This window comes from Pseudomonas sp. NPDC089530 (assembly GCF_050280705.1).
Lineage (GTDB): Bacteria > Pseudomonadota > Gammaproteobacteria > Pseudomonadales > Pseudomonadaceae > Aquipseudomonas.
Map to the genome: position 1 here is coordinate 21,725 of NZ_JBNNVU010000071.1, position 6,657 is coordinate 28,381.

Sequence of the window (6,657 nt, forward strand, 5' to 3'; positions counted from 1 at the left end):
TGAGGCGCTTTTCTAGCATGGGCGCAGGATGCGTTGGTTGTGATCTTGCACGTTTCAGGATTAGTGAAGAGCGGAGTAAGGGCGTCGCATCAGCCGCCGATTTCGTCGATGAGCTCGTCCAGGAAGCGTTTCAGTCGGGCATGGCGCACCTGTGCCAGACGCGCGCCGGTGATGGTCTGAAAGCCCTCGGCCAGGTGTAGCAGCTTGGTGTGGAAGTGGTCGAGGGTGAAGCGCGAGTCGTCGTAGTCGCGATGCTCTGCCTGCGGGTCGTGGGGGTCGTAGAGCGCTCGGTTCAGCCGGCCACCGACCGAGAAGGTGCGGGCCACGCCCAGGGCGCCCAGGGCGTCGAGACGGTCGGCGTCCTGCAGGATTTTCGCCTCCAGGGTGTTGGCTTCGATGGCAGCGGAAAAGCTGTGGGCTTCGATGGCGTGGACCACCGCAGCGATTTTCGCGTCGGGCCAGTCCAGCTGCTGCAGCAGCGCCGAGGCTTTTTCTGCCGACAGGCGCGAGGCCTGGGCGCGCAGGGGCGAGTTCTTTTCCACCGCCACGCAATCGTGCAGCAAGGTGGCGGCCAGCAGCACATGCAAGTCGCCGCCATCTTCCCTGGCGATGCGCCGCACGTTGGCCCACACCCGCTGCAGGTGCGACAGGTCGTGGGCGCCATCGTCGACGGGGCCGAGCGCATGGGGAAGGAGGCTGGTGGCCAGTTCGGGCAGCGGGGCGAAAGCGGGGGAGGTCATCTGAAGGGGAGCCATGAGCGTGTGGACAGGCGCTACTGTAGCCGCTGCCGCAGGCTGCGATAAGGCCGATGGCCTTGCGATCTCAATATCCTGTGCCCCCTGCGGCAGCGGCTACAGGTATCGGTCGATCCCGGCAGGGACGACACCCGTCGCGACGCCAGGGCGCATCGCGTTGAAATGCCCGTGCATGTCCTTCCCCTGTCGATCTAATATGGCCGCCTGCCTTCCAACCGAGATCCGCCGATGTCCGTCGATATCCGTCCAGCCGTGCCCAGCGATGCACCGCAAATCCTGGCCTTCATCATGGAGCTGGCCGATTACGAACGCGCTCGCCATGAGGTCGTCGCCAGCGTCGCCGATATCGAGCGCAGCCTGTTCAGCGAAGGCGCCACGGCCCACGGCCTGATCTGCCTGCGCGATGGCGTGCCGATCGGTTTCGCGGTGTTTTTCTTCAGTTATTCCACCTGGCTTGGCAGCAATTGCCTGTACCTGGAGGACCTCTACATCACCCCTGAACAACGGGGCGGCGGCGCCGGCAAACAACTGCTGCGCCACCTGGCGCGGATCGCTTGCGACAACGGTTGCGGGCGTTTCGAGTGGAGCGTGTTGGAGTGGAACGAACCGGCGATCCAGTTCTATAAGTCCCTGGGGGCGCAGCCGCAGGAAGAGTGGGTGAAGTACCGGATGGATGGGGATGTGCTGCGGGCTTTTGCCCAGGGCTGATCTCCCGGCGAGGAGCGAGGTCTGTCTGACGAACCGCGGCGTCTGGATCGCCGGCAAGCCTGGCTCCTGCAGGGCGTGGTTTATTGCTTGAGCGTGGCCATGTCGATGACGAAGCGGTATTTCACATCGCCGGCGATCATCCGCGCGTATGCCTCGTTGATGTCATGGATGTCGAGCATTTCGATGTCGCAGGCAATGTTGTGCTCGGCGCAGAAATCCAGCACTTCCTGGGTCTCGGCAATGCCGCCGATCAGCGAACCGGCCAGCACGCGACGGCCCAGTACCAGCTTGGCGCTGTGCACGGGCGGGTCCACCGGTTCGATCAGGCCGACCAGGATATGCACACCGTCGAAGCGCAGGGTATCCAGGTAGGGGTTGAGGTCGTGTTGCACTGGGATGGTGTCCAGCAGGAAATCAAAGCGCCCGGCCGCAGCCTGCATCTGTGCGGCATCGGTGGAGACGATCACGTGGTCGGCGCCCTGGCGGCGAGCTTCCTCGGCCTTGCTCGCCGAGCGGGTGAACAGGGTCACTTCCGCGCCCAGGGCCTTGGCGAACTTGATGCCCATGTGGCCCAGGCCGCCCATGCCGAGAATGCCCACCTTGTCGCCGGCCTTCACCCCGTAATGTTTGAGCGGCGAGTAGGTGGTGATGCCCGCGCAGAGGATCGGCGCGGCACTGGCCAGGTCGAGTTTCTCCGGGATGCGCACCACGAAGTGCTCGCTGACCACGATGCTGTCGGAGTAACCGCCCATGGTGTTGCTGCCGTCGACCCGGTCCGGGGTGGCGTAGGTCATGGTCGGGCCTTCCAGGCAGTACTGCTCCAGGTTGGCGGCGCAGGCTGCGCAATGGCGGCAGGAGTCGACCATGCAGCCGACGCCGACCAGGTCGCCGACCTTGTGTTGGGTGACCTGGGCGCCGACGGCGGTGACCTTGCCGACGATCTCGTGGCCCGGCATCAGCGGGTACACGGCGATGCCCCATTCGTTGCGGGCCTGGTGGATATCGGAATGGCAGACACCGCAGTAGAGAATTTCGATGGCCACGTCGTCCGGGCGCGGGCTGCGTCGCTGGAAGCTCATGGGGGCGAGGGGCGTGGTGGCTGACTGGGCGGCGTAACCGATGGCTGTGTACATGATGGACCTCGCAAAAGCACTGACAGGTGAGGCGTGCCATTCTCGGCGCCGTTCCCGGGGGCGAACATGGCGATTCCTCGCCATGTCATGCCTATTCCTCCGCCTTCGGCCATTGGCGTGGAGGCATTGGCGTCGAGACCTGCGATGATGTTTTCATCCCTTTTTCCGTGAAGTTTTCGCCATGCTGTTGACCCGCCATCTCGATGCCAATGCCACCCTGGTGTCTCTGATCCAGCCCCTTGCGACCCGCGAGGGTTTCGCCGCCACGGACTTGCCCGGGGTCAAGGTGCTGCGAGCCAGTCGCGATGTGGCCCGCGGCCCGCAGATCTACGAGCCGAGCCTGATGATCATTGTCCAGGGCAGCAAACTGGCGTATCTGGGGCCGCGGATCCTGGAGTACGGCGCTGGGCATTACCTGATCCAGGCGCTGTCGGTGCCGTTCGAGTGCGAGACTTTCGCCATGCCCGACGCGCCATTGTTCGGGGTGTCCATCGCCATCGACCGGGTGTTGCTGGGGGAGCTGGTGCTGGCGATGGGGGCGACGGCGGGTCGCGATATCCAGGCGCAGACCCCGGAGTCCATGACCTCGGTGGTGCTCGACGACACTATGCGCGGCTGTGTGGAGCGGCTGTTGCGCTGCCTGCACGATCCTCTGGAGTGCAAGGTCATGGGTCAGGCGCGGCTGCGCGAGTTGATGTTCACCGTCTTGCGCGGTCCCCAGGCCGATGTGCTGCGCGCGCTGGCGGAGCAGCATGGGCGCTTCGCCCGGATCTCCGGCGCGCTGAACCACCTGCACGAGCATTACACCGAGCCGCTGAACGTCGAGACCCTGGCCCGTTGCGCGAACATGAGCGCCTCGACCTTCCATGAACACTTCAAGCGCAGCACGCTGCTGTCGCCAGTGCAGTACCTCAAACGCCTGCGGTTGCTCAAGGCGCAGCAGTTGCTGCTGGGGGAGGGGCTGGGCGTGGCCCAGGTGGCGCATCGGGTGGGCTACCAGAGCACCTCGCAGTTCAGCCGCGAGTACAAACGCTACTTCGAGCGCAGCCCAGGAGATGAGCGAGCGGCCTGATGGGCTGGTTGGGCACTGCCCTGTAGGAGCGGGGCTTGCCCGCGATGAACGATGACGCGGTTTGCGGCCTTATCGCACGCAAGCTGTGCTCCTACAGAAGCCGCGAGCGAAGGCCATAAAAAAAGCTCCCATTCGGGAGCCTTTTTTTTCCAGTGTACGCCTTACATGTTCGGGTAGGTCGGGCCGCCCGAGCCTTCCGGCGTGACCCAGGTGATGTTCTGCGCCGGGTCCTTGATGTCGCAGGTCTTGCAGTGCACGCAGTTCTGGGCGTTGATCTGGAAGCGCTTCTCGCCGTCTTCCTGGGTGATCACTTCATACACCCCAGCCGGGCAGTAACGCTGAGCAGGCTCGTCGTACAGCGGCAGGTTCTTGCTCAGCGGGATGCTTGGATCGGCCAGCTTCAGGTGACAAGGCTGTTCTTCTTCATGGTTGGTGCCGGAGATGAACACCGAGCTGAGTTTGTCGAAGCTGAGCTTGCCGTCCGGTTTCGGGTAATCGATCTTCTTGCAGTCCGCCGCCAGTTTCAGGCAGGCATAGTCCGGCTTGGTGTCGTGCAGGGTGAACGGCAGTTTGCCGCCGAACAGGTTCTGGTCGACCCAGTTGAAGCCGCCGCCGATGATCGCGCCGTACTTGTGGATCGCCGGGCCGAAGTTGCGGCTGGCGAACAGCTCTTCGTACAGCCAGCTGGACTTGAACGCCTCGACATAGGTGTTCAGTTCGTCGGCGCCCTCGGAGCCGGCGAACAGCGCATCGGCCACGGCGTCGGCGGCGAGCATGCCGGACTTCATGGCGGTGTGGCTGCCCTTGATCTTGGCGAAGTTCAGGGTGCCCAGGTCGCAGCCGATCAGCGCGCCGCCCTTGAACACCATCTTCGGCAGCGAGTTCAGGCCGCCCTTGCAGATGGCGCGGGCGCCGTAGCTGATGCGCTTGCCGCCTTCCAGGTACTGCTTGAGCACCGGGTGATGCTTGAGGCGCTGGAATTCGTCGAACGGCGACAGGTAGGTGTTGCTGTAGGACAGGTCGACGATCAGGCCGACCACCACCTGGTTGTTTTCCAGGTGATAAAGGAAGGAGCCGCCGGTGTTCTCGGTGCCCATGATGTCCAGCGGCCAGCCGGCGGTGTGCACCACCAGGCCTGGCTGATGCTTGGCCGGGTCGACTTCCCAGATTTCCTTGAGGCCGATGCCGTAGTGCTGAGCGTCGGCGTCGCTGTCCAGGTTGAAGCGCTTGATCAGCTGCTTGCCGATGTGGCCACGGCAGCCTTCGGCGAACAGGGTGTACTTGCCCCGCAGTTCCATGCCGGGGGTGTACAGGCCTTCCTTCGGATTGCCTTCGCGATCGACACCCAGGTCGCCGGTGATGATTCCGCGGACCACGCCGTTCTCGTCGAACAGCGCTTCCTGGGCGGCGAAGCCCGGATAGATTTCCACGCCCAGGTTCTCGGCCTGCTGGGCCAGCCAGCGGCACAGGTTGCCCAGGGAAATAATGTAGTTGCCTTCGTTGTGCATGGTCTTGGGCACAAAGAAGTCAGGAACCTTGGTGGCGCTGTCGGCGTTTTTCAGGACATAGATGTCATCGCGCTTGACCGGAGTGTTCAGCGGGGCGCCGAGCTCCTTCCAGTCCGGGAACAGCTCGTTCAGGGCGCGGGGTTCGAACACCGCACCGGAAAGAATGTGAGCACCGACTTCGGAGCCTTTCTCGACCACGCAGACGCTGATTTCCTTACCGGCTTCGGCGGCCTTCTGCTTCAGTCGGCAGGCGGCGGACAGGCCAGCGGGGCCGGCACCGACGATGACCACGTCGAATTCCATGTATTCGCGTTCCACAGGCTATCTCCTACTCAAGGCTCAACGGTTTTTTCTAATTGGAGGTTGGGTGTCGCATCGATGATTTTCTCCGCCGGACAGGGGAGTGGACAATGAACGACCCGCCTTTTTCTCTAGGCGGCGCATTATATCTACACCACTCCCAGGGGCCAATACAAACGTTTGTTTGAATTTGCTGGAGGCCGTGTAGAATCGAAGAAACGCGGCTTATGACTGACCATTTTGCCGTATTGACCAGAATAGGCGTTCCGGTCAAGATACGGTCGGTTTTGCGCTCGCCGTAGGCTGACTGTTGGTTTCAAGAGCACCTCTAAAGACAGGGCGAAGGCAGTACAAAGGTGACGCAACACGCAGTTTACACGCCGCGATAAAGAATGACCGGCCAGTCGCTACTGACGAACGGTCATCATCCCGTGAGCAGGGTCATCTGTCTGCTGTTGCAAGAGTCCATGCCAGCGTTTTTAGAGGTGCCCTTGTGCCCGATGAGCATCAACCGCCAGGTTCTCGCCTAGGCGACTTTCTTTTCACCGGAGAGTAACGAGGAATCCATGAAGGTTCTTGTAGCTGTCAAACGCGTTGTCGATTACAACGTCAAGGTTCGCGTCAAGGCGGACAATTCCGGCGTCGACCTCGCCAACGTCAAGATGTCGATGAACCCTTTCTGCGAAATCGCAGTGGAAGAAGCCGTACGCCTGAAAGAGAAGGGCGTAGCGACTGAAATCGTCGTCGTCTCCATCGGTCCTGCTACTGCTCAAGAGCAACTGCGTACCGCCCTGGCGCTGGGTGCTGATCGTGCCATCCTCGTCGAATCCGCCGATGAACTGAACTCCCTGGCCGTGGCCAAGTTGCTCAAGGCCGTGGTCGACAAGGAACAGCCGCAGCTGGTGATCCTTGGCAAGCAAGCCATCGACAGCGACAACAACCAGACCGGCCAGATGCTGGCGGCCCTGAGCGGTTACGCTCAAGGCACTTTCGCCTCCAAGGTCGAAGTGTCGGGCGACAAGGTTGCCGTGACCCGTGAAATCGACGGCGGTCTGCAAACCGTTTCGCTGAACCTGCCAGCGGCCAGTCATGTTCAAACGTCTTCTCCTTGTACTTGCCAGCGCTTCGGTTCTCTTCGCCGCCGGCGCTCGCGCAGCGGAAACGTCCGGCACTTCCCTGGT

Annotated in this window: 6 protein-coding genes; 3 read left to right on the forward strand and 3 right to left on the reverse strand. The window is 62.5% G+C overall.

Going from position 1 to position 6,657, the window contains the following annotated elements:
- Nucleotides 1–89: 89 nt before the first annotated feature.
- Nucleotides 90–740 carry an HD domain-containing protein gene (locus ACQKQA_RS22425; RefSeq protein ID WP_427562536.1) on the reverse strand — a complete coding sequence of 217 codons (651 nt, stop codon included), beginning with the start codon at nt 738–740 and terminating at the stop codon, nt 90–92.
- A 243-nt stretch (nt 741–983) separates the two neighbouring features.
- On the opposite strand from ACQKQA_RS22425, the gene ACQKQA_RS22430 reads away from it, so the two are divergent.
- Nucleotides 984–1,463: an N-acetyltransferase family protein gene (locus ACQKQA_RS22430; protein WP_427562539.1), complete on the forward strand. Its 480-nt coding sequence runs from the start codon at nt 984–986 to the stop codon at nt 1,461–1,463.
- A gap of 80 nt (nt 1,464–1,543) precedes the next feature.
- Here ACQKQA_RS22430 and ACQKQA_RS22435 read toward each other — a convergent pair whose 3' ends face one another.
- Nucleotides 1,544–2,596 carry an NAD(P)-dependent alcohol dehydrogenase gene (locus tag ACQKQA_RS22435; RefSeq protein WP_427562542.1) on the reverse strand — a complete coding sequence of 351 codons (1,053 nt, stop codon included), beginning with the start codon at nt 2,594–2,596 and terminating at the stop codon, nt 1,544–1,546.
- Between the two features lie 181 nt (nt 2,597–2,777).
- Between ACQKQA_RS22435 and ACQKQA_RS22440 the strand changes: the two genes are divergently transcribed.
- Nucleotides 2,778–3,668: an AraC family transcriptional regulator N-terminal domain-containing protein gene (locus ACQKQA_RS22440; protein ID WP_427562544.1), complete on the forward strand. Its 891-nt coding sequence runs from the start codon at nt 2,778–2,780 to the stop codon at nt 3,666–3,668.
- A gap of 161 nt (nt 3,669–3,829) precedes the next feature.
- Here ACQKQA_RS22440 and ACQKQA_RS22445 read toward each other — a convergent pair whose 3' ends face one another.
- The gene (locus ACQKQA_RS22445; protein ID WP_427562547.1) at nt 3,830–5,494 is read right to left on the reverse strand and encodes an electron transfer flavoprotein-ubiquinone oxidoreductase; all 1,665 of its coding nucleotides are present in this window, start codon (nt 5,492–5,494) and stop codon (nt 3,830–3,832) included.
- Between the two features lie 548 nt (nt 5,495–6,042).
- Between ACQKQA_RS22445 and ACQKQA_RS22450 the strand changes: the two genes are divergently transcribed.
- Nucleotides 6,043–6,657: electron transfer flavoprotein subunit beta/FixA family protein (locus ACQKQA_RS22450; protein WP_427562550.1), on the forward strand; the 615-nt coding region annotated here is incomplete at its 3' end.

What these genes read in the sequence shown, in the direction of transcription:
- ACQKQA_RS22425 (WP_427562536.1), bottom strand. Translation starts at nt 740, where the DNA reads ATGACCTCCCCCGCTTTCGCCCCGCTGCCCGAACTGGCCACCAGCCTC.
- ACQKQA_RS22430 (WP_427562539.1), top strand. Translation starts at nt 984, where the DNA reads ATGTCCGTCGATATCCGTCCAGCCGTGCCCAGCGATGCACCGCAAATC.
- ACQKQA_RS22435 (WP_427562542.1), bottom strand. Translation starts at nt 2,596, where the DNA reads ATGTACACAGCCATCGGTTACGCCGCCCAGTCAGCCACCACGCCCCTC.
- ACQKQA_RS22440 (WP_427562544.1), top strand. Translation starts at nt 2,778, where the DNA reads ATGCTGTTGACCCGCCATCTCGATGCCAATGCCACCCTGGTGTCTCTG.